This is a genomic window from Actinomadura sp. NPDC048394, from assembly GCF_040651755.1.
Taxonomy (GTDB): Bacteria; Actinomycetota; Actinomycetes; order Streptosporangiales; family Streptosporangiaceae; genus Spirillospora; species Spirillospora montaniterrae.
In genome coordinates, this window is sequence record NZ_JBEZJL010000015.1 from 1 (window position 1) to 21,039 (window position 21,039).

The 21,039-nt window shown below is 73.5% G+C and carries 19 protein-coding genes; 14 read left to right on the forward strand and 5 right to left on the reverse strand.

All coding sequences use genetic code 11. From position 1 onward, the window contains the following. A partial coding sequence (locus tag AB0C78_RS12605; protein WP_360745976.1) for a TIGR03564 family F420-dependent LLM class oxidoreductase occupies positions 1–939 on the forward strand: 939 nt, incomplete at its 5' end. Here AB0C78_RS12605 and AB0C78_RS12610 read toward each other — a convergent pair. Then, on the reverse strand, positions 924–1,679 hold the full coding sequence (locus AB0C78_RS12610; RefSeq protein ID WP_360745979.1) for an enoyl-CoA hydratase-related protein: 756 nt from the start codon (positions 1,677–1,679) through the stop codon (positions 924–926). The genes AB0C78_RS12605 and AB0C78_RS12610 overlap by 16 nt on opposite strands. Positions 1,680–1,795: 116 nt before the next feature. On the opposite strand from AB0C78_RS12610, the gene AB0C78_RS12615 reads away from it, so the two are divergent. The 3 genes from AB0C78_RS12615 to AB0C78_RS12625 all read left to right on the forward strand — a co-directional run bounded on the left by AB0C78_RS12615 (position 1,796) and on the right by AB0C78_RS12625 (position 4,329). Continuing rightward, positions 1,796–2,572, forward strand: a complete 777-nt coding sequence (locus tag AB0C78_RS12615) for an enoyl-CoA hydratase-related protein (RefSeq protein WP_360745982.1) — start codon at positions 1,796–1,798, stop codon at positions 2,570–2,572. Positions 2,573–2,720: 148 nt separating this feature from the next. After that, complete coding sequence (locus tag AB0C78_RS12620; protein WP_360745985.1) at positions 2,721–3,305, forward strand: dihydrofolate reductase family protein; 585 nt, start codon at positions 2,721–2,723, stop codon at positions 3,303–3,305. A 94-nt stretch (positions 3,306–3,399) separates the two neighbouring features. Next, positions 3,400–4,329 (forward strand): LysR family transcriptional regulator, encoded by a 930-nt coding sequence (locus AB0C78_RS12625; protein ID WP_360745988.1) that lies wholly within the window; start codon positions 3,400–3,402, stop codon positions 4,327–4,329. Between the two features lie 21 nt (positions 4,330–4,350). Here the strand turns inward: AB0C78_RS12625 and AB0C78_RS12630 are convergent, their stop codons facing one another. After that, the gene (locus AB0C78_RS12630; protein ID WP_360745990.1) at positions 4,351–5,589 is read right to left on the reverse strand and encodes an ROK family transcriptional regulator; all 1,239 of its coding nucleotides are present in this window, start codon (positions 5,587–5,589) and stop codon (positions 4,351–4,353) included. 197 nt (positions 5,590–5,786) lie between these two features. On the opposite strand from AB0C78_RS12630, the gene AB0C78_RS12635 reads away from it, so the two are divergent. Genes AB0C78_RS12635 through AB0C78_RS12675 form a run of 9 tightly spaced genes read left to right on the forward strand, consistent with a single transcriptional unit; the run spans position 5,787 to position 17,246 of the window. After that, the gene (locus AB0C78_RS12635; protein ID WP_360745993.1) at positions 5,787–6,857 is read left to right on the forward strand and encodes a Gfo/Idh/MocA family oxidoreductase; all 1,071 of its coding nucleotides are present in this window, start codon (positions 5,787–5,789) and stop codon (positions 6,855–6,857) included. 14 nt (positions 6,858–6,871) lie between these two features. Beyond that, the gene (locus AB0C78_RS12640) at positions 6,872–8,065 is read left to right on the forward strand and encodes an ABC transporter substrate-binding protein (RefSeq protein ID WP_360745996.1); all 1,194 of its coding nucleotides are present in this window, start codon (positions 6,872–6,874) and stop codon (positions 8,063–8,065) included. A 53-nt stretch (positions 8,066–8,118) separates the two neighbouring features. Continuing rightward, positions 8,119–10,890 carry a branched-chain amino acid ABC transporter permease/ATP-binding protein gene (locus AB0C78_RS12645; RefSeq protein WP_360745999.1) on the forward strand — a complete coding sequence of 924 codons (2,772 nt, stop codon included), beginning with the start codon at positions 8,119–8,121 and terminating at the stop codon, positions 10,888–10,890. Beyond that, complete coding sequence (locus AB0C78_RS12650) at positions 10,887–11,594, forward strand: ATP-binding cassette domain-containing protein (RefSeq protein ID WP_360746002.1); 708 nt, start codon at positions 10,887–10,889, stop codon at positions 11,592–11,594. Before AB0C78_RS12645 ends, AB0C78_RS12650 begins: the two co-directional genes overlap by 4 nt. A 2-nt stretch (positions 11,595–11,596) precedes the next feature. Then, on the forward strand, positions 11,597–12,874 hold the full coding sequence (locus tag AB0C78_RS12655; protein ID WP_360746004.1) for a DUF6379 domain-containing protein: 1,278 nt from the start codon (positions 11,597–11,599) through the stop codon (positions 12,872–12,874). 34 nt (positions 12,875–12,908) lie between these two features. After that, entirely contained in the window at positions 12,909–13,295 is a 387-nt protein-coding gene (locus AB0C78_RS12660; RefSeq protein ID WP_360746007.1) for a DUF6379 domain-containing protein, read from the forward strand. Beyond that, on the forward strand, positions 13,292–14,293 hold the full coding sequence (locus tag AB0C78_RS12665; protein WP_360746010.1) for a hypothetical protein: 1,002 nt from the start codon (positions 13,292–13,294) through the stop codon (positions 14,291–14,293). Before AB0C78_RS12660 ends, AB0C78_RS12665 begins: the two co-directional genes overlap by 4 nt. Then, positions 14,290–15,744, forward strand: coding sequence for a GMC oxidoreductase (locus AB0C78_RS12670; RefSeq protein ID WP_360746013.1), 1,455 nt, complete (start codon positions 14,290–14,292; stop codon positions 15,742–15,744). Before AB0C78_RS12665 ends, AB0C78_RS12670 begins: the two co-directional genes overlap by 4 nt. Beyond that, positions 15,741–17,246, forward strand: coding sequence for a GMC oxidoreductase (locus AB0C78_RS12675; protein WP_360746016.1), 1,506 nt, complete (start codon positions 15,741–15,743; stop codon positions 17,244–17,246). Before AB0C78_RS12670 ends, AB0C78_RS12675 begins: the two co-directional genes overlap by 4 nt. Here AB0C78_RS12675 and AB0C78_RS12680 read toward each other — a convergent pair. Next, positions 17,233–17,613, reverse strand: coding sequence for a DUF2255 family protein (locus AB0C78_RS12680; RefSeq protein ID WP_360746019.1), 381 nt, complete (start codon positions 17,611–17,613; stop codon positions 17,233–17,235). The genes AB0C78_RS12675 and AB0C78_RS12680 overlap by 14 nt on opposite strands. A gap of 210 nt (positions 17,614–17,823) precedes the next feature. On the opposite strand from AB0C78_RS12680, the gene AB0C78_RS12685 reads away from it, so the two are divergent. Further along, entirely contained in the window at positions 17,824–18,933 is a 1,110-nt protein-coding gene (locus AB0C78_RS12685; protein ID WP_360746022.1) for a serine hydrolase domain-containing protein, read from the forward strand. On the opposite strand, the gene AB0C78_RS12690 is transcribed toward AB0C78_RS12685, so the two are convergent. Further along, the gene (locus AB0C78_RS12690) at positions 18,887–20,239 is read right to left on the reverse strand and encodes an FAD-dependent oxidoreductase (protein WP_360746025.1); all 1,353 of its coding nucleotides are present in this window, start codon (positions 20,237–20,239) and stop codon (positions 18,887–18,889) included. The two genes, AB0C78_RS12685 and AB0C78_RS12690, sit on opposite strands and share 47 nt — an antisense overlap. Continuing rightward, a complete protein-coding gene (locus AB0C78_RS12695; protein WP_360746028.1) occupies positions 20,236–21,039 on the reverse strand; it encodes an aspartate/glutamate racemase family protein in 804 nt (267 codons plus the stop codon). The genes AB0C78_RS12690 and AB0C78_RS12695 overlap by 4 nt, the downstream gene beginning before the upstream one ends.

The window sequence follows — 21,039 nt, forward strand, 5'->3', positions numbered from 1 at the left end:
CTGACCGGCGGCGCGTCGACCCCCGACAAGATCGTCCACCAGGCCCGGCGGGCCGAGGACGACGGCTTCACCTCGCTCTGGTACGCCAGCAACGTGACCGGCGACCCGCTCACCCCGATGGCCCTCGCCGGACGCGAGACCTCGGCGATCGAACTCGGCACCGCCGTCCTGCAGACCTACCCCTGCCACCCGCTGCTCCAAGCCAACCGCGCCGCGTCCGCCGCCGCCACCATGGGCCGCCCCGGCCTCACCCTGGGCATCGGCCCCTCCCACGCATCGATCGTCCGCGACGCCTACGGCATGAGCTACGACCATCCCGGCCGCAACGCCGAGGAGTACACCCAGATCCTCACCCGGCTCCTGCGCGGCGAGGACGTCGACTTCCACGGCGAGGACTGGACCACCCGCAGCACCGACCGCATGACCCCCCTCACTCACCCCGTGCCCGTCCTGCTGTCGGCCCTGTCACCCCGGCTGCTGCGCGCCGCCGGCCGGCACGCCGACGGCACCATCCTGTGGATGGCACCGGCCAAGGCCATCGACAGCCACATCGCACCGCACATCCACGCCGCCGCCACCGACGCGGGACGACCCGCGCCCCGCATCGTCGCCGGACTCCCCATCACCGTCCACGACGACGTCACCGAAGCCCGCAACGCGGTCGCCGCGACCTCCGGCGCCTACGCCGGCGCACCCAACTACCAGCGCATCCTCGCCCTCGGCGGAGCCGCCACCCCCGCCGACGCCGCCATCGTCGGCACCGAGACCTCCGTCCGCAACCAACTCCAAGCCCTCCTCGACGCCGGCGCCACCGACATCTGGGCCAACATCGTCCCCGCCGGCCCCGACCCCGCCGCGTCCCGCAAACGCACCCGCGACCTCCTCCGCGACCTCGCCACCCCGCCGCCGGCGGCGCGGCGGGGTCAGCGGCCGACGTAGCGGGGGGCGCGTTTCTCCAGGAAGGAGCGGACGCCCTCGCGGTGGTCTTCGGTGGCGAAAAGCTCGCCGAGGGTGGTGCTGACCCAGGCGCCCAGGTCGTTCCAGTCCGGATCCAGCGCGCGGCGCAGCCCGCGCTTGAGCGCGGCGACGGCCAGCGGCGGGTTCGCGGCGATCCGCCCCGCCAGCTCCACCGCCGACGCCAGCACGTCGCCATCGTCCACGACCCGGCTGACCAGGCCGATCCGCTCGGCGCGCGCGGCGTCGACGATCTCGCCGGTGAACAGCAGCTCGGCGGCGCGCTCGCGGCCGACGAGCTGGGCCAGCCGGGCGATCCCGGCGACGTCGCTGCACAGCCCGCGCTTGACGAACAGCTCGCCGAAGCGGGCGCGCCGCGCCGCGACCCGGATGTCGGCCATCAGCGCCAGCTCCATGCCCCAGCCGATCGCGGGGCCGTTGACCGCCGCGATCACGGGGACGTCGGTCTCCAGCAGCGCCCCGGCCGCGGGGGTGAGGCGGGGTTCCGGCGGCGGGCCGTCGCCGGTCAGCAGCTCCCGGACGTCGTCGCCGGAGCAGAAGGAGCCGCCCGCGCCGGTCACCACCAGCGCGCGGGCGGTCGTGGACCGGACGAGGGCGGTCAGCTCGTCGTAGGTCCGGCGGCGCAGCGCGTTGTGCACCTCCGGGCGGTTCAGCGTGACGATGCCGACGTGCCCGTCGGCCTCGTACAGGACATCTCGCGCCATCACGGCCTCCCAGGCCCCCGGACCGCGTTCACCGGCGGCCGTCCGTCCCGGATCCCTTAGAACGTTTGTTTAATAGACATACTCGATCGGCCGTGCCGAGCCAAGGGGAGACCGCCGTGCAGGAGATCCGCTACGAGGTCGGCGACGGCGTCGCCACGCTGACCATCGACCGTCCGGCCAAGCGCGGCGCGATGACGTTCGCGATGCTGGAGGAGTTCTCCGCCCGCGTCGCGGAGGCCGGCGCCGACCCCGGCGTGGCGGTGCTGGTCGTCACCGGCGTGCCGGGCGGCTTCTGCGCCGGCATCGACCTGGCGGACCTCGCCGCCCGCGCCCCGCACGAGCGGGGCGGGCCCGGCCGGGACCGGCCCGACGAGCCGCCGCTGCTGGTCGGCTGCCCGAAGCCGGTCATCGCGGCCGTCGACGGCATGGCCGTCGGGATGGGCGCGGAGTTCGCGACCCAGGCCGACCTGCGGATCGTGTCGACCAGGGCGAAGTTCCGGTGGCCGTTCGTCCACCGCGGGCTGGTGGCCGACACCGGCGCCGGGACGTGGCTGCTCCCCCGCCAGATCGGGATCGGCCCGGCACTGCGGCTGCTCTACACCGGCGCCGACCTGGGCGCCGACGAGGCCCTGGCGCTCGGCTTCGTCACGGCCGTCGTGGAGCCGGAGGCGCTGCCCGGCGCGACGCGCGAGCTGGCCGCCGCCATCGCCAAGGGGTCCCCGTTCGCGCTGACACGGATGAAACGGCTGGTGATGGACGGCGCCTCCGCGAGCCTGCTCGACCACGTCGGAGCCACGCGGGCGGCGCTGGCCGAGTGCTTCGCGTCCGAGGACCACGCCGAGGGGGTCGCCGCGTTCCTGGAGCGCCGCGAAGCGCGTTTTACCGGCCGGTGATACCGGCGGCGTGCGTTTCCGGAGAGGTGCCGACGGCGCGATGAGTTTCGGGGGGACGGCCGGTCTGAGTGTGCGAATGATCGGCCGCCGAGCACGCGCTGACCGGCGATGAGCTCATGCGAGCGCCCCCCCCGAGAGGAAGAAGCGAATGGACGCACCGATGCGGAAGCTGATCCTGGGCTTTTACGTCTCGCTCGACGGCAAGAGCGCCGACGGGGACAACGGAATCCGGGACGTCATGATGAGCATCGACGACCCCGAGCAGGAGGAGTACTTCGTCGGCCGGCTGTGGGAGGCCGGGGCCTTCCTCATGGGCCGCAACACCTACGCGAGCATGGCCGCCTTCTGGCCCGGCTCCGACCATCCGTCCGCGCAGGCCATGAACGAGATCCCCAAGGTCGTGTTCTCCCGCACCCTGACCTCGGCCGACGAATGGCCCGGGACGCGGATCGCCGGCGGCGACACGGCGGAGGAGATCGCCAAGCTCAAGGCCGAGCCCGGCAAGGACCTCGTCGCCGCCGGCGGCACCGCGTTCCTGCACTCCCTGATCAGGCTCGGCGTGGTCGACGAGTACCGGCTGTGGGTGCTGCCCGCCGCCGCCGGGAAGGGCGCGCCGCTGTTCCCCGAGCTGGACCGGCCCCTGAACCTGCGCCTGGTGAAGAGCACGGCCTTCCCGTCCGGGGTCCTCGAACTGGTGTACGCGGCGGCCGGCGAGCAGGCGCCCGGCGAGTAGGCGGTCGGCGAGTAGGCGGCCGGCGCGCAGGCCGGCGATCATTGCGCTGGTCGATCTATCGTCGGCCTTCATCACCGGTGCCTATAGTTGGCCCATGTCCGTCGATCGCCTGCTGGTCAACCTCGACCTGAACCTGCTCGTCACGCTGGACGTGCTGCTGCGCGAGCGCAACGTCACGCGGGCGGCGGAGCAGCTCGGCTGCAGCCAACCGACGGTCAGCGCCGCGCTGGCGCGGCTGCGCCGGCACTTCGGCGACGAGCTGCTGCACCGGGCGGGCAGCCGCTACGAGCTGACCCCGCTGGCCGTGCAGGTGGCGGCGCGCACGCCCCCGGCCGTGGAGGGCATACGCCGGGTCTTCGACGTGCGGGCCGAGTTCGATCCGGCGACGGTCGAGCGCGAGTTCACGATCATCACCTCCGACTACGCGGTGGCGGTGCTCGGCCCGATCGTCGCGCGGCTGGTGGCCGAGCGGGCGCCGGGCGTGCGGCTGCGGATGCAGCAGACCGGCCCGCACGTGGTCGATCACGCGACGGAGACCCTGCGCACCGTCGACGGCGTCATCCTGCCGCACGGGTTCCTCGCGGACATGCCGTACACGGATCTCTACGAGGACCGCTGGGTCTGCGTAGTGGCACGGGACAATCCGGCGGTCGGGGAGCGGCTCGCCCTGGCGCAGCTGAGGGAGATGCCCTGGGTGATGCTGTACCACCGGCCCACGGCCTTCGCTCCCGCGGCGCAGCAGCTGCGCATGATCGGCATCGAGCCGCGGGTCGACATCGTCGTGGACGGCTTCCTGCAGATGCCGTTCCTGATCGCCGGCAGCGACCGGATCGCCCTCCTGCAGGAGCAGCTGGCCCGCCGGATCGCGGACGCCAGCGGTGTGCGCGTCCTGGAGTGCCCTTTCGACGCGGTGCCGCTCGCCGAGGCGTTCTGGTGGCATCCGATGTACCGCAGCGACGTCGCGCACGCGTGGCTGCGCGAGCTGCTGATGGAGGCCGCCGACGAGTTGAAGGCCGCCCGCTGAGCCTTCGCGCCGGGAGACCGGTCAGTGCGGAGAGGGCATCCGGGGCGAGCCCGCCGCCAGCCAGGTCTCCAGGCTGGCGGCGGAGAAGACCTCGTCCAGCGCGAGGTGCACGGCGCCGGTCACGCCGGAGAGCTCCTCGGGCAGGGCCGCCACGTCGATCCGCAGGTTCTGGGTCGCCAGCGGCAGCGCCCGGCGGCCGATGGCCTCCCGGATGGTGTCGAGCACGTGCTCCTTGGCGCGGACGATGCCGCCGCCGAGCACCAGTTCCGCGGGGTTGTAGAAGCTGACCAGGGTGGCCAGCGTGCCGCCGAGCAGGGCGGACGTGCGCTGCAGCAGCGCACGGGCCGCCTGGTCCCCCTGGGCCGCCGCCTGGGTGACGTCGATCGGCCGCACCTCCTGGGACGTGGCGAGGATGGCGGCGAGGGCGGGGCTCTGCCGGGTCTCGGCGAGCATCCGGCCTTCCCGCGCGAGCGCGGTGCCGCCGGCCACCGCCTCCAGGCAGCCGATGTTGCCGCACCGGCAGATGGTGTTGCCGCCCTCGGGGATGGCGACGTGGCCGATGTCGCCGGCCGAGCCGTTGGCTCCGCGGTAGAGCCTGCCGTCCATGATGATGGCGGCGCCGATGCCGATGCCCGCGCGGACGTAGAGCATGTGCTCGGCTTCGAGGGCCTGGGGACGGGAGCGCAGCTCGCCCAGCGCCATCACGTTGACGTCGTTGTCGACCCACACCGGCGCCCCGTAGCGGGCGGTGAAGCGGTCGCGGATCGGGTAGCGGTCCCAGCCCGGCATGATCGGCGGCACCACCGGCAGCCCGCTGCGGAACTCCACCGGTCCGGGCACGCCGACGCCGATCGCCCAGATCGGCGCCGCGCCGTCGCCGACCAGCTCGCCGGCCAGCTTCTCGGCGAGGGAGAGCACCGGCTCGGGCCCGTCGGCGACGTCGATGGCCTGCTGGCGGGTGGCGAGCAGGGTGCCGCCGAGGTCGGCGAGCCCGACGACCAGCTCGGTCGCGGCGATGTCGACGCCGAGGACCCGGCCGCGGTCGCCGCGCAGCCGCAGCTGCCGGGGCGCGCGGCCGCCCGATGACGGGCCGAGCCCCGCTCCTTCGATGAGGCCCGCGGTCTCCAGCTCGGCGACGCGCTGAGCGACCACGCTGCGGCCGAGGCCGACGCGTTCGACGAGCATCGGCTGGGTCATGTGGTCGCCGCCGCGCACGGCGTCGAGGACGGCGGCGAGTCCGGTGATGCGATCGCTTGGCACGGCAGCAGACTAACAACATCATCCGACCGCCAGCAAAAGTTGCTCTTGCTGAGCCTCGACCCGACGGCCGATCCGGGCGGATCATCAGCGGATCCGATACCTCCCATCACGCATTTTGCTCGTAACGCCGTTGACTTCTTCCGTTAACAGGAAGAAGTATCGGCGCAACGAGTTGTCCAGGTCACAGGGGAGGTCGCGTGGGCGACGTGGTCCGGGCCGGCGTGATCGGCGCCGGCTTCATGGGAGCGGTGCACGCGAGGGCGATCCGGCGCGGCGGCGCGGTCCTCGCTCGGGTCGCCGGGTCGACGCCCGAGTCGTCCCGCGCCGCCGCGGAGCGCTTCGGCGCCGTCCACGCGGGCGACACCGCCGCGTCGGTGCTGGCCGCCGACGACGTCGACGTGGTCCACGTCTGCACGCCGAACGCGACGCACGGCGCCCTCGTCCGCGGCGCGCTCGCCGCCGGCAAGCACGTCGTCTGCGAGAAGCCGCTCGCCGTCAGCGCCGGGGAGGCCGCCGAGCTGGCCGCGCTCGCCGCGGACGCGGGAGTGACCGCCGCGGTCCCGTTCGTCTACCGCTTCTACCCGACCGTGCGGCTGGCGCGGGAGCGGGTCGCCGCCGGGACGACCGGCCCGCTGCGCCTGCTGCACGGCTCCTACCTCCAGGACTGGCTGGCCGGCGAGGACGACGACGACTGGCGGGTGGACCCCGCGTCCGGCGGCCCCTCGCGGGCGTTCGCCGACATCGGGGTGCACTGGTGCGACCTGGCCGAGTTCGTGACCGGGCACCGGATCGTCCGGCTCGCGGCCCGCACCACCGTGGCCGTCCCGGCGCGCAGTGGCCGGACGGTGCGCACCGAGGACGCCGCGGTCCTGCTGTTCGAGACCGATCGCGGCGCCCTGGGGAGCCTGACGGTCAGCCAGGTCAGCCCGGGACGCAAGAACCGGCTGTGGTTCTCCGCCGACGGCGCCGAGGAGAGCCTGGCGTTCGACCAGGAGGCGCCCGAGACGCTGTGGGTCGGCTCCCGCGCCGTCAACCAGCAGGTCATGCGGGCCGCCGCCGCGACCACCCGCTACGACGCGCTGCCCGCCGGCCACCCGCAGGGCTACCAGGACTGCTTCGACGCGTTCGTGGCCGACGCCTACGCCGCCCTCTCCGGCCCCGCGCCGGACGGGCTGCCCACCTTCGCCGACGGGCTGCGCGCGGCCCGGATCACCGCCGCCGTGCTCCGGTCCGCCGGAAGCGGCGCCTGGGTCGACGTCAACGACTAGAGAAAGGTCCACCGATGGCTTCGAAACTCCGGCTCGGTGCCGCGCTGCTCGCCGGGAGCCTCCCGCTCGCCGCGTGCAACGGCGCCAAGGGCTCCGGCGGCGACACGATCACCGTCGGCATGTTCGCCACGACCAGCGCCGCGACCTCGGCCGCCTTCGTCAACACCTGGTCGGTGGACGGCGTCCGGGCCGGCCTCAAGGTGATCAACGACGCGGGCGGCGTGCACGGCAAGAAGATCGAGCTCAAGGTCTGCGACAACGCCGGCGACCCGAACCGGGACGCGAGCTGCGCCCGCCGCGCCGTGCAGGAGCGGTGGGTCGCGGTGCTCGGCGGGTTCGACCCGTACGCGCCGAGCCAGACGCTGCCCGTCCTGGAGGCCGCCGACGTCCCGTACGTCGGCTACCTGCAGGGCACCCCGACCGAGTACCAGAGCAAGGTGTCCTTCCCCGTCGCCATCGGGACGGTCGGCGGGTACGTCGGCACGTTCAGCCAGATGGTGCACGACGGCTGCAAGAAGCCGGTGTTCATCGGCGCGAACGACGCCGGCAGCGACGTCACCTACGCGCAGGCCAAGGACGTCTTCGGCAACGCTCCGGGGGTGACCTTCAAGGGCGCGATCAAGTTCACCTCCGGCACCACCGACGTGACCCCGACCGTGGCCGACGCCCTGGCGCAGAGCCCGGACTGCCTCGCGTTCGGAGGCGGCGGCAACGACGCGGCGAAGATCTTCGCCGCCGTCCGCAAGGCCGGGAACAAGGCGACCCTGTACGCCTCGCCCGGCGTCCTGCAGCCGCAGGTCATCTCCGCGCTCGGCAAGACCGCCGACGGGATCAAGGGCGCCTCGGACACCCCGATGCCCAACAGCTCCGACCCGTCGGTGCGCAAGTTCCTCGCCGACCTCAAGGCCTACAGCGCCAAGGCGGTGCCGAACGAGTTCGCGCTGATCGGCTACTCGTCGACGCTGCTGCTCAAGCAGGGCCTGACCGGGCTCGACGACGTCACGGGCAAGGGCCTGGCGAAGCGGCTCGGCGGGATGAGCGGCGTCAAGATCATGAACTTCCCGCCGCTCGACTTCACCAAGACCCGCCCGAGCAAGCAGTACCCGCGGATGTTCAACAGCGGCGTCTGGTACGGCGTCGTCAAGGACGGCCAGTGGACCAGCAGCGGCTCCGAGTCCCCCACCGACATCGGCCAGTACATCAAGTGATCCGGTCGGGGCCGGCCGCGGCCGGCCCCGGCGCACCGGAGTGAGGCCACCCCATGAATCTGTTCCTGCAGCTGTTCGTCCTCGGCTGCGCGACCGGCGGCATCTACGCGATCAGCGCGATGGGCGTCGTCGCCGTGTTCCGCAGCTCGGGCGTCATCAACTTCGCGCACGGCGCGGTCGCGATGGCCGGCGGCTACGTGATGTACTCCGTCGCCGACACGCTCGGGCTCGGCCATCCGCTCGCCATCCCCGCCGGGGTGCTCGCGTCCGCGGTGCTCGGCTGGCTGGTGTACGTGCTGGTCATCCGCCCGCTCGCGGACACCTCCACGCTGACCCGGGTGATCGCCACCCTGGGCGTGTTCGTCGTCCTGCAACAGGGCGTCGTGCTGGTCTACGGCAGCGCGCTGAAGATCCCGCAGCCGTACCTGCCGACGCGGTCGGTCCACGCCGGGCCGGTCTCGGTCGGCGCCGACCAGCTCGTCCTCTTCGTCTTCTCGGCAGCGCTGACCACCGTGCTGTGGGCGGTGTTCAAGCGCACCCGGTTCGGCCTCGCGACGTCGGCGGTCGCCGAGAGCCCGCGGTCGCTCGCCGCGCTCGGCTGGCGGGTCGGGCGGCTCCGCGCCGTCAACTGGGCGCTCGGCGGGGCCCTCGCCGGGGTGGCCGGGATCGCGCTCGCGCCCAGCCTGCAGCTGCAGCCCAACAGCTTCGCCCTGCTGATCATCCCGACCCTGGCCAGCGCCATCCTCGGCGGCCTGCGCTCGTTCCCGCTCACCCTGCTCGGCGGCATCACGCTCGGCGTGCTGCAGGCGCTGTGCGCGCACTACATCGACCTGCCCGGCGTCGGCGACGCGGTGCCGTTCCTGGTGATCATCGCGGTGCTGATGCTGATGGGCCGCTCGCTGCCGCTGCGCAGCCACCTCAACGAGCGGCTCCCCCGGGTCGGCAGCGGCCGGGTGCGTCCGGTCCGGCTGGTCGTCGCGGCCGTCCTGGTGGGCGGGGCCGCGCAGACGTTGCTGGGCGTCCAGCTGCTGGACGGCCTGACGGTCACGCTGGTCACCTCGATCATCCTGCTGTCCCAGGTCGTCGTCACCGGCTACGCCGGGCAGCTCTCGCTCGCGCAGGTGCCGATCGCGGGGGTCGGTGCCATCGTCGCCGGACGGCTCCTGGCCGCCACCGGCATCCCGTTCCCGCTGGCGATCCTGGCGGGCGGCCTCGCGGCGATCCCCGTCGCGCTCGCCGTGGGCCTGCCCGCGCTGCGCGCCCGCGGCGTCAGCCTGGCCATCGCCACCCTCGGCTTCGGCGTGGCGATCAACGCGGTCATCCTGCGCAACAGCGACCTCAACGGCGGCGCCGGCGGCCTGCAGGTCGGTTTCCAGTCGGTGTTCGGCCTCGACGTCGACTCGATCATCTACCCGGCCCGCTACGCGATCCTGTGCGGGCTGGTGTTCGTCCTGCTGGCGCTCGTGGTCGCGAACGTGCGACGTGGCCGGGTCGGCCGCCGGATGCTCGCGGTGCGCACCAACGAGCGCGCCGCGGCGGCCCTCGGCGTGGACGTGGCGTCCACGAAGCTCTACGCGTTCGTGCTGGCCGGCGTGGTCGCCGGGATCGGCGGCGTGCTCAGCGCGTTCCGCAACCCGACCCTCACCTTCGCCTCCTACGACCCGCTCACCTCCATCAACGGCCTGATCCAGTCGGTGATCGGCGGCATCGGATACGTGCCGGGGGCGCTGCTGGGCGGCGTCGGCCAGAACGGCGGCCTGGCCACCGCGGTCGCCAACACCTGGCTGTTCGACATCGCGCAGTACCTCGTGCTGGTCCTCGGCATCGGGCTGATCATCCAGGTGATCGTGCAGCCGAACGGCATCGCCGACGTGATCGCCCACCCCAAGCGCAAGGGCGAGCCGCGCCTGGAAGCGCTGCGCGCCCGGATCCCGCGCCCTTTCGCCCGCCGGCAGGCCGCCGCGGTCGACGCGCAGATCGCGGCGGCCCGGCGGACGACCGGCCACTCGTCGGGCGGCAGCCTGGAGGCACGCGACGTGACCGTGCGCTTCGGCAGCGTCGTGGCCGTGGACGGGGTGTCCCTGGACATCCGGCCGGGCGAGGTCGTCGCGGTGATCGGGCCGAACGGCGCCGGCAAGACCACGCTGATGGACGCCCTGTCCGGGTTCGTCCCCGCGTCCGGCACCGTGAGCCTGGACGGCCGGCCGATCTCCGGGCTGCCCGCGTTCCGCCGCACCCGCGCCGGCCTGACCCGCTCCTTCCAGTCGCTGGAGCTGCTGGAGGACATGACGGTGCTGGACAACCTGCGCTGCGCCGGCGACCCCGCCGACGCGGCGTCCTACCTGATCGACCTGGTCCGGCCGGGGCGCGGGCGGATCACCCCGGCGACCGTCGCGGCCATCGACACCTTCCGGCTCGCCGAGCACCTGCACCGGCTCCCCACCGAGCTGGCCTACGGCACCCGCCACCTGGTCGCGATCGCACGCGCCGTCGCCGCCGCGCCGAAGGTGCTGATGCTGGACGAGCCGGCGGCCGGCCTCTCCGAGGTCGAGCGCGCCGAGGTCGGCGACCTGATCCGGCACCTGGCCGACGACTGGCGCATCGCGGTGCTGCTGGTCGAGCACGACGTCGAGCTGGTGCGCCGCGTCTCGGACCGGGCGATCGCCCTCGACTTCGGGAAGCAGATCGCCGCCGGCACCCCGGACGAGGTGCTCGCCGACCCGCGCGTCGTCGAGGCCTACCTCGGCGGCGCGCAGCCGGCGCTCACCACCGCGCCCACGCCCGCGAGCACGCCCGCGACCACGCCCGCGAAGGAGCAGTCATGACCGCGGCCCTGCGCACCGCCGGCCTGTCCGCCGGATACGGCGAGGTCGCCGTCGTGCACGACCTCGACCTGGAGGTCCGCCCCGGGGAGATCGTCGCGCTGATGGGGGCGAACGGCGCCGGCAAGACCACCGCCCTGCTCACCGCCGCGGGGGCGCTGCGCCCGCTCGGCGGGGACCTCGAGGTGCTCGGGGCGTCCGACCCGCGCGAGGACCTGCGCGCCCGCGCGTCGCGCGGCCTCGCGCTGCTCACCGACGACCGGTCGGTCTTCCGCTCCCTCACCACCCGGGAGAACCTGCGGCTCGGCCGCGGCCCGATGGACCTCGCGCTCGCCGCGTTCCCCGAGCTGGAACGGCTGCTCGACCGGCCCGCCGGACTGCTGTCCGGCGGCGAGCAGCAGATGCTGGGCCTCGGCCGCGTGCTCGCCTCCCGGCCGAAGCTGCTGCTCGCCGACGAGCTGTCACTCGGGCTGGCGCCGATCGTCGTGCACCGGCTGCTCGCCGCCGTGCGCGAGCTGGCCGCCGCCGGCTGCGCGGTACTGCTCGTCGAGCAGCAGGTCCGGCTGGTGCTCGACGTCGCCGACCGCGGCTACGTCCTGCAGCGCGGGCGGGTCGCCCTGGCCGGGACCGGCGAGGAGCTGCGCCGCAACCGCGCCGACCTCGAACGCTCCTACCTCTCCGTGACCGTCGAAAAGGAGAAGGACTGACCGTGCTCGACCGCGACATCATCCAGAACCGCGGCTTCCGCAACGTGCCGGGCGGCTTCGAGCTGCGCCTGCGCAACCCCAACTACCGCGGCGTCGCGGGCAGCCTCCTCGACGGCGTCGAGGTGGTGGTGGACGGGCGCACGTGGGAGGACGACCGCACCCGGATCACCCTGCAGGGCCGCACCTTCACCCTCGACGAGCTGCGCGCGAGCACCGACGTGCGGTGGCAGCTCGACGAGGCCGCGACGGTCACCGTGCCGGAACCGGACGGGCTCGCGCCCGGCGTGCACGACGTCGAGGTGGCCGTGTACCTGCGCCGTCCGTACTTCCCGCCGTTCGTGTCCCGCTCGGTGTTCAGGGCCGCCGCGAAGCGGGTGATCGTGCCGGACGCCCCGTCCGGCGGCCTGCGCTACGGCGTCTCGCTCTACAGCTACTCCGGCGACATGTACACCTCGATGACGCTGGACGACGCGATGGCCGACATCGCCGACCTCCGCGCCACCGGCATCGAGATCCTCGGCGAGGGCAACGTCCCGGGCTACCCGTCGCCGTCCGCCGAATGGATCGACCGGTGGCACGCGCTGCTGGCCGAGCACGGGCTCACCGCGACCAACTACGGCTCGTGGGTGGACACCGCGATGTGGCGCGACCGCGACCTGACCGCCGCCGAGGCGGCCGAGCAGATCCACCTGGACCTGCGGCTCGCCGCGCGGCTCGGCTTCACCTCGATCCGCCCGAAGTTCGGCGTCGTCTCCGCCGACCTGGACCCGCACCCGGTGTGGGAGGAGGCGGTCGAGCGCAGCCTCGACCTGGCTCACGAGCTGGACATCGTCATCTGCCCGGAGATCCACAGCCCGACGCCGATCCGGCACCCGGTGACCCAGGGGTACCTCGACTTCATCCAGCGCACCGGCACGAGCCACTTCAAGCTGCTCATCGACACCGGCATCTTCCAGACCGCGCCCGTCGACGACGGGCACGAGGGCATCGAGGGCAAGAAGCGCCCCGCGTTCCTGGAGCCGCTGGCCGTGCCGATGGACGACCTCGTCGGCGTCCTGCCGCACGTCCACTTCATCCAGGCCAAGTTCTTCGAGATCGACGACGCCCTCACCGACCTGCACGTGCCGTGGGCGCCGATCGTCGGCACGCTGCTGCGGCACGGCTGGAGCGGCTGGCTGTCCAGCGAGTACGAGGGCCGCCGCGAGCCCGGCCGGGGCCGCGACCAGGTCCGCCGCCAGCACGCCCTGCTCCGCGCGCTCCAGAAGGAGGGCGCCCGATGACCCCTCTTGCCGGCGACCGGCGGAAAGGACGCTGATGGGCCCCCTCGACGACCAGGTGCTGCGCGACGACGCGCTCACCGCCACCCCGGACGGCCTCGACGTCGCCGTCCACACCCACTGGTACCGGGCGCTGCCGCTCTCGTGCGTGGTCCGCCTCGACGTGACCGTGGACGGCGCGGCGGTCGTCCCGGACGTCACGGTCAACGGCGTGCGCCGTACCCGGGACGAGCTGGCCGGCCTGACGGGCGAGTACTGGTTCACCACCGACCCGCTGATCCTGCACGTCCCCGGCACGGCGGGCGAGCACCGGATCGGGCTCGACGTCGGCCTGTCCATCCCCTACATCCTCACCGGCCCGGACCGCCTTCCGCTGCTGGCGGGCTGCCGGATCGACCGCACCCTGACCGCGAGGCGACCGTGACCGACACAGCACCGGGGCTCCCCCGCCTCGGCATCACCCTGTTCAGCCTCACCCTGGAGCAGCGCCGTCCGGGCACGGACCTCGTCACGCTGATCCGCGAGGTCGCGTCGCGCGGCCTGGGGCCCGGCCTGGAGATGGTCGCCTTCCAGAGCCTGCGCGGCTGGCCGCGTCCCGAGGCGTCCCTCGTCCGCACCGTCCGCGGCGTGCTCGACGAGACCGGGCTCGTGCCGTCGTGCCTGGCGATCAACCTGGACCTCGCGCTGCGTCCCGGCTCGCTGCTCATAGACGACGAGGCCTACGACTACCTCGCGGTCCAGTTGCGCGGCGCCGCCGCGCTGGGCTTCCCCGCGGTCCGTGTCGGCGCCGAGTGCGGACCGGACGTCCTCACCCGGCTGCTGCCGCTGGCGGAGGAGCTGCGGGTCCGGGTCGGCGTGGAGATCCACAGCCCGCTCACCCTGGACGCGCCGCCCGTCGCCGCCCTCAAGGACCTCTTCACGCGCCTCGACACCGGATGGCTCGGCTTCATCCCGGACTTCAGCGCGAGCATGCGCGCCGTCCCCGAAGCGGTGATCGACGCCCACCGGGCGGCCGGGATCGCGCCCGCGCTGACCGAACTCGCCCTGCGGGTGTGGGACGAGCCGGGACCGGCCATGGCCAAGTTCGGCGAGCTGGAGCGGCGCGCGGCCGCGCTCGGCGCCCGTCCCGACCAGATCGGGAACCTGAAGATGCTGCTCACCATGCACGGCCGGATGGATCCGGCCCGGTGGGCGGACTTCTTCCCGCACGTCGTCCACGTGCACGGCAAGTTCTACGGCGTCACCGACGGCCGGGACCCGTCGATCGACTACCCGGCCGTGCTCGCCGTCCTGCGCGAGCAGGAGTACACCGGCTTCATCTCCAGCGAGTACGAGGCGCACGCCTACACCGCCCGCCACAGCGCCTTCGACCAGGTCGCCGCCCACCAGCAGCTGTGCAAGAGCATCCTGGAGGCGCGATGAGCGGGTACGACGTCGTGATCGTCGGCTCCGGGCCGGTCGGCACCGCGATCGCGCGGGAACTGGCGGACCTGGACCCGGCGCTGCGGCTGCTCGTGCTGGACGCCGGGCCCGTGCTCGGCCCCGAGCCCGGCGGGCACGTCAAGAACATCGCGGACGCGGACGCCCGCGCAGCGGCGGTGGCGACGGTCACCGGGACCCGCACGCCGCCCGGCGCGACACCGCCGCGTCCCGGCACCGCGCTGATCGGCGCCCCCGCCATGCCGAACGCGGCCACCGCCACCAACGTCGGCGGGATGGGCGCGCACTGGACCTGCGCGTGCCCGCGCCCAGGAGACGACGAGATCCCCGACTTCGTCGACCCGGCGGCGTTCGGCACCGCCCTCACCCGCGCCGAAGAGCTCCTGCACGTCACCACGCACGCCTTCGACCGCGCGCCGCTGACCCCGACGGTGCGGAAGCTCCTTGGCGAACGGTTCGACCAGCCCGGCCGGCGACCGGTCGGCCCGATGCCGATGGCCGTCACCGTCGGCGCCGACGGCTCGCCGCACTGGACCGGCCCCGCCGTCATCGCCGGGGACCTCTGGCGGCGGCCCGGCGTGACGCTGCTCCCCGGCACGCTCGCGCGGCGGGTCCTGATGGAGGACGGCCGCCGCGCCACCGGCGTCGAGGTCGCCGACACCGCCACCGGCGCCGTGCGGCGGATCTCGGCACGTGCGGTCGTCGTGGCCGGTGACGCCCTGCGCACCCCGCGGCTGCTGTGGGCCTCGGGCGTCCGTCCCGCCGCGCTCGGCCGCTACCTCAACGACCAGCCGCAGGTCATGGCCGCCGCGCTGCTGGACGACCCCGGCGTCCCCGACGCGTCGCCGGCCGGCACGGCGATCGTCCCCCTGTCGGGCGTCTCCTGGGTGCCGTACGCCGCCGACCGCCCCTTCCACGGGCAGGTCATGCAGCTGGACGCGTCACCGGTGCCCCTCGACCCGGGCGTCACCGTCCGGCCGGGGCAGGTCGTCGGCCTCGGCTGGTTCTGCCGCAAGCAGCTCTCCCCCGACGACCGCGTCTGGTTCGACGACGGCGACCTCGACGAGCACGGCATGCCGGCGATCCGCCTCGAGTACCGGCTGACCGCCGCCGACCACGCCGCCATCGCCGCAGCCACCACCGAGATCAAGGCGGCCGCGGCGGCGCTCGGCCGGCCGCTCGACGAACCGTTCGTCATGCCCGCGGGCAGCTCCCTGCACTACCAGGGCACCACCCGGATGGGTCCGGCCGACGACGGCACGAGCGTCTGCGACGCCACCGGCCGGGTCTGGGGCACCGGCAACCTCTACGTCGGCGGCAACAACGTCATCCCCACCGCCACCGCCTGCAACCCGACGTTGACCGCCGTCGCCTTCGGCGTGATGAGCGCCCGGGCGCTGCAGGCCCGGCTCCGCGCCGAGGAGGGCTCGTGACCAGGATCCTCATCGTGGGCAGCGGCCCCACCGGCGCCGCCTACGCCCGCCTGCTGACCGAAGCCCTGCCGTCCGCCGAGGTGGTCATGGTGGACGCCGGGCCCGTGCTGACGGATCCGCCCGGCATGAACGTCAAGAACCTCACCGATCCCGCCGCGCAGGCGGCCGCGCGCGACGCGTCCCAAGGGCCCGCGGGCACGGCCGGCGTGTCCGGCATCCCCGGCGGCAGCGTCGCCGAAGGGACCGTCACCGCCAGGCACGGCACCCACCTCATCGGGGGCCCGGCCGACGGCTCCGCCGGCATGCCTGCGGCGGCCGTGTCCACCTGCGTGGGCGGGCAGGGCGCGCACTGGACCTGCGCCACCCCCCGGCCGACCGGCACCGAACGCATCGCCTTCATCGACCCGTCCGAATGGGACGAGCACATCACCGAAGCGGAACGCCTGCTCCACACCACCGGCTCGGCGTTCGCCGAGTCCCCGCAGGCCGACGCCGTCCTGGAGCTGCTCACCGAAGCGTTCCCGGACGTCCCCGTGCGGCGGCTGCCGATCGCCGCGGACCCGCGGCCCGACGGCACACTGCGGTGGAGCGGCACCGACGTGGTGCTCGGACGCCCGCCAGAGAACACCTTCACTCTGCGCCCGCGCACGCTGTGCACCCGGCTGCTGGTCACCGGTAACAAGGTCACCGGCGCGACCCTGCAAGACCTGGATACCGGGACCTCGTACGAACTCGAAGCGGACGCCGTGGTCGTCGCCGCCGACGCGCTCCGCACCCCGCGGCTGTTGTGGGCCTCCGGCATCCGTCCGCCGGCGCTCGGCCGCTACCTCACCGAGCACCCGCTGCTCTTCGGCGTGGTCGCGGTACGCCCCGGAATCCTGCCCGCCGCACAAGCCCGGCGGATCGACCCGATCACCGCCGCCGTCAACCTCGGATACAGCGACGCGGAGCACCCGTTCCACGCCCAATTGATGTTCAGCCCCACCTGCCCCGTCCCGCTCCCGCCCGGCCACCCGCAGGCCGGCAACGCCGCCGGGTACATCGGCATGGGCTGGGGCGTGCGTAAATGGCCCCGCCCGGACGACCGCGTCACCTTCGACGACCACGCACCGGACGCCACCGGCCTTCCCGCCATACGCATCGCCTACGAACTCACGGAACGGGAGACAGCCGAACTGGAACGGGCACGGTCCGTCGCGATGCGGGTCGCCGCGCTATTCGGCGACTTCCTGCCGGGAATGCCTCGCGTCATGCCGCCCGGCAGCTCGCTGCATTACATGGGGACCTACCGGATCGGCCCCGCCGACGACGGCACCAGCGTCTGCGACTCGTACTCGCGTCCCTGGGGCATCGAAGGCCTGGTGCTCGCCGGCAACGGCCTGATCCCCACCGCCAACGCCTGCAACCCCACCCTGACCAGCGTCGCCCTCGCCGTCAGGGGAGCCCGCGCCCTCGCCGAATCCGCACGCGAAGGGGGTGCCGCGCGGGTCAGCGCGGGGTGAGTTTCAGCGTGGTGGCGCGGGCGGTGTCGTTGACCATGGGGTCGACGTACTGGCTGGCGTAGCGACCGTATTTGGTGCGGTAGGCGGAGTCGAGGCGGGCGTTGAGATCGGGGTCGCCGGCCGCATCGGTGAAGGTGACGTCCTTGGCGACGCCGCCGGAGCTGATGTGGCCGCGTCCGGTGGCACGGGCGGCGCGATACCAGGCGCCTTCACCGCCGCGATAAGAACGGACGTAGAGTTCCTCGCCGTCGCCGACCACCCAGATCGTCGTGGGGTCGCGCAGCTCGCGGTCGTCGCGCTGCGGCGCGATCTGCAGTTCGTCGGCGTTCGCGATCGTCTCCAGCTCCCGCGTGGTCCAGCCGCTCATCCTGTGCTCCTTGGTCCTCGTGTTGCCGATTGGCTCTAGTGGTGCCCACTAGGGTCGTTGCCCCGAAATCGGCCCGTTCACCAGGGACGCACCCAGAACATGCCGGCCGGTGCGGGGTGGCCGTTCAGGTCGGCCGTGGGCCGCCGGGATCCGCTGGAGGAACGCGTAATTCGGTTGCCCTGGGGAACGGATGAGCGCTGAATACTACGCATGGCCGATATCCAGGGCTCCTACGACGAACTGTTCAGCGCGGTGCCCGATGCGCTCGCCGAATTGCTGGACGGCGGAGACGCGGGCGGCTCGGTCGCCGTCTTCGTGGACGGGGAGCCCGTGGTGGACGTCTGGGGCGGATTCGCCGACGCGGAGCGCACGGTCCCGTGGCAGCGGGACACGATCGCCAATGTCTGGTCGGTCACCAAGACGATGACGGCGCTGTGCGCGCTGGTCCTCGCCGACCGCGGCGAACTCGACCTGGACGCACCGGTCGGCCGGTATTGGCCGGAGTTCGGCGCCGCGGGCAAGGAGAAGGTGCTGGTCAGGCATCTGCTCGCGCACACCGCGGGCCTTCCCGACTGGGACGGCCCGATCGAAGATCTTTATGACTGGCCGTCCGCGACCGCACGTCTGGCCGCGCTGGCGCCGCAATGGGAACCGGGGAGCGCGGCCGGATACCACTCGCTCACCCAGGGATTTCTCGTGGGCGAGGTGATCAGGCGGATCAGCGGCCGGAGCGTGGGCGAATTCTTCGCCCGCGAGGTCGCCGCGCCGCTGGGCGCCGACTTCCATATCGGGCTGCCAGCCGAGCACGATCACCGGGTGGCGCCGAGCGTCCCGCCGCCGGGCCGGGACGAGGACTATGCGGCCGGCGCGCCCGCTGCGACCGCGCCGCCCGGCGCCACCACCATCCGGGTGCGTGACGGCAACGGCGTCGCCTGGCGCCGGGCGCAGATCCCCGCGGCGAGCGGGTTCGGCAATGCCCGCTCGGTCGCGCTCGTGCAGTCGGTCATGGCCTGCGGAGGAGCGCTGCGCGGACGCCGCCTGCTGTCGCCCGCCGGCTGCGACCGTGCGAAAGAGGAACAGTTCCAGGGCGTGGACCGCCTCCTGGGCATGCCGGTCCGATACGGCCTGGGCTACGGGCTGTTCGGCGGTGCCCTCGGATGGGGCGGATGGGGCGGCTCGATCGTCATGATCGAGCCCGACGACCGGATGGCGGTGGCGTACGTGACCGCCCAGATGCGCGAGCCCGCGGACGACCAACGAGGCCTGCAGATCGTCATGTCCGCCTACGAGGGCCTCCAGGGCTTGCAGGCCTCTCGGTGAGGCCGTTGCCGATGATCCAGCCCATGCCGAAGGCGGAGAGCAGGCCGTTGCCGGACAGGTAGCCGTCGGAATGGGGGCCGGCCAGGCCGCACGCGGCGCCGCCGCCCGCGTAGAGGCCCGGGATCGGCTCGCCGGTCCCGTCCAGGACGCGGCCGGACGGGTCGATGACCAGGCCGCCCTGGGTGGTGAGCAGGCCGTGGGCGACCCAGGCGAGATGGTAGGGGGCGGTGAGCCGGCGGCGGCCGGGCAGCGGGGCCAGCGCGCGCCCGGTCTCATCGGCCGTCCGGCCCAGGGCGGCGGCGAGGTCGTCGAGGGTGGCGCAGTCGCGGACGGCGCCGGCGGCGAGGCTCTCGCGCATCATCTCCGACTCGCGGGTGGCGGCCATCGCGGTGGCGTCCCAGATCATCGCGGCGCGCTCGCCGGGCTGCCGTTGCAGGACGCCCGCCATGGACGAGTAGCCCTTCGACTCCTCGTCCACGAAGCGCTCGCCGTCCAGGTTCACCAGGACGGCGCCGTTGAACGGGAGGGCCGGGGACACGCGGGTGCCGTGGTCCACGACGACGAGGCCGGAGCGCAGGCCGGCGCCCATGTTCCGCACCTGGGCGCCGAGGCGCCCCGCCCAGCCGAGCGCGTCGCCGGTCGAGGTGGAGACACCGCCGTAGAAAGGGCCCCCGAGGTGCGGCAAGTATCGCTTGACGAGGGCCTGGTCGGCCGCGAAGCCGTCGGTGGCGAGGACGACCGCGTCGGCGCGGACGCGCTGCAGCAAGCCGTTCTGCGCGATGACGACGCCGGTGACCGCGCCGCCGTCCGCCACGAGGTCGACGGCGGGGGCCTCGTCGACGAAGGCGGCGTTGTCGCGGGCGTCGAGCAGGGCGCGCAGGTGGCGCATGAGCCGGGCGCCGCCGAGGCGGCCGGTGTCGGTGTGCAGGCGCAGGGCGGTCATCCCGGCGCGGGGCATGTCGGTGCCGATCTCGATCGGGTAGCCGGTGTCAGCGATCCATTCCACGATCCGCGGGGCGGCCTCGCAGAGCGCCTCCACCACCGGGCGCCATTCCTCGTCGCCGCTCGCGCGGAGGATGTCGCCGGCGTGCCGCTGCGGCGAGTCGTCGATGCCCGCGGCGGCCTGGAAGCGGGTCCCGCCGGCGGCGAGGGAGCCGGAGGAGATCGCCGCGTTGCATCCCTCGCGGATGGACTTCTCGAAGACGGCGACGACGCGGCCGGGGTCGCGGGCGGCCCGGAGGGCGGTCATCACGCCGCACGCCCCGCCGCCGATGACGGCGACGTCGACCTCGGTGTCCCAGGTCATGACAGGGTCCCGTTCGTGCCGTAGAAGTCGCGCGCGGCGTCGATCAGGGGGCGCGGTGGGCGCGCACCGTAGAAACCGGTCCGCGCCGGGGCGAGGCCGGTGGCCCGGTACTGCGCGGCGCGCAGCTCCGCGACGCGGACGCAGGTGCCGAGCGAGTCGAGCACCGGCACGTCGTCAACGCGAGACAGGCCCTGGTCAGCGAGGAAGACGTTGAGCGGCCCCTCGCCGGGGACGATGACGTTCGCGCCGTCCGCGATCGCCTTGCGCGCGGCGCGAGTGAACGCGTCGAGCAGCGGCTCCGGGTCGGCGTACGCCGCCATGACGTCGGTGAACTCCGCCTCGACCTGGACGATCGGCCCGGCGAGCTGGTCGAGCCGGTAGTTGCGCATGTTGCGGCGGAGTTGCGGTTCGAGGGCGGCGATGAAGTTGACGATCCCCACCCGGTCGCCGAGCGTCCCGGCCATCAGCACGGAGGTCTGCCCGAACGCGATGACCGGAATGTCGACGATCGTGCGGACCTCCTCGTACGCGGTGTCGGGAATGGTCGCGATGAGGAAGGCGTCGTAACCCTCGTCCTGCGCGCGCAGCGCCGCGTGCACGAACTGCTCCTTGTGCAGCCCGGCGAGGTAGGCGTAGCCGATGTGGGTCCCGGGATAGTCGGACGGATACGTGCCCGGCTTCATCCCGTGGAAGTCGATCTCGGTTCCGGGCGCGGCCTGCGACCGCAGGTGGCGGGCGAGCGCGTCGCGGTAGTGCGGGACGTCGTCGAGGACGGTGAAGGACTGGTGCCAGATCCGCAC

Excerpts from the sequence above, each read along its gene's own strand:
- AB0C78_RS12610 (WP_360745979.1), bottom strand. The coding sequence starts at position 1,679 with ATGGCGCGAGATGTCCTGTACGAGGCCGACGGGCACGTCGGCATCGTC.
- AB0C78_RS12620 (WP_360745985.1), top strand. The coding sequence starts at position 2,721 with ATGGACGCACCGATGCGGAAGCTGATCCTGGGCTTTTACGTCTCGCTC.
- AB0C78_RS12625 (WP_360745988.1), top strand. The coding sequence starts at position 3,400 with ATGTCCGTCGATCGCCTGCTGGTCAACCTCGACCTGAACCTGCTCGTC.
- AB0C78_RS12640 (WP_360745996.1), top strand. The coding sequence starts at position 6,872 with ATGGCTTCGAAACTCCGGCTCGGTGCCGCGCTGCTCGCCGGGAGCCTC.
- AB0C78_RS12645 (WP_360745999.1), top strand. The coding sequence starts at position 8,119 with ATGAATCTGTTCCTGCAGCTGTTCGTCCTCGGCTGCGCGACCGGCGGC.
- AB0C78_RS12650 (WP_360746002.1), top strand. The coding sequence starts at position 10,887 with ATGACCGCGGCCCTGCGCACCGCCGGCCTGTCCGCCGGATACGGCGAG.
- AB0C78_RS12660 (WP_360746007.1), top strand. The coding sequence starts at position 12,909 with ATGGGCCCCCTCGACGACCAGGTGCTGCGCGACGACGCGCTCACCGCC.
- AB0C78_RS12670 (WP_360746013.1), top strand. The coding sequence starts at position 14,290 with ATGAGCGGGTACGACGTCGTGATCGTCGGCTCCGGGCCGGTCGGCACC.
- AB0C78_RS12680 (WP_360746019.1), bottom strand. The coding sequence starts at position 17,613 with ATGAGCGGCTGGACCACGCGGGAGCTGGAGACGATCGCGAACGCCGAC.
- AB0C78_RS12685 (WP_360746022.1), top strand. The coding sequence starts at position 17,824 with ATGGCCGATATCCAGGGCTCCTACGACGAACTGTTCAGCGCGGTGCCC.
- AB0C78_RS12690 (WP_360746025.1), bottom strand. The coding sequence starts at position 20,239 with ATGACCTGGGACACCGAGGTCGACGTCGCCGTCATCGGCGGCGGGGCG.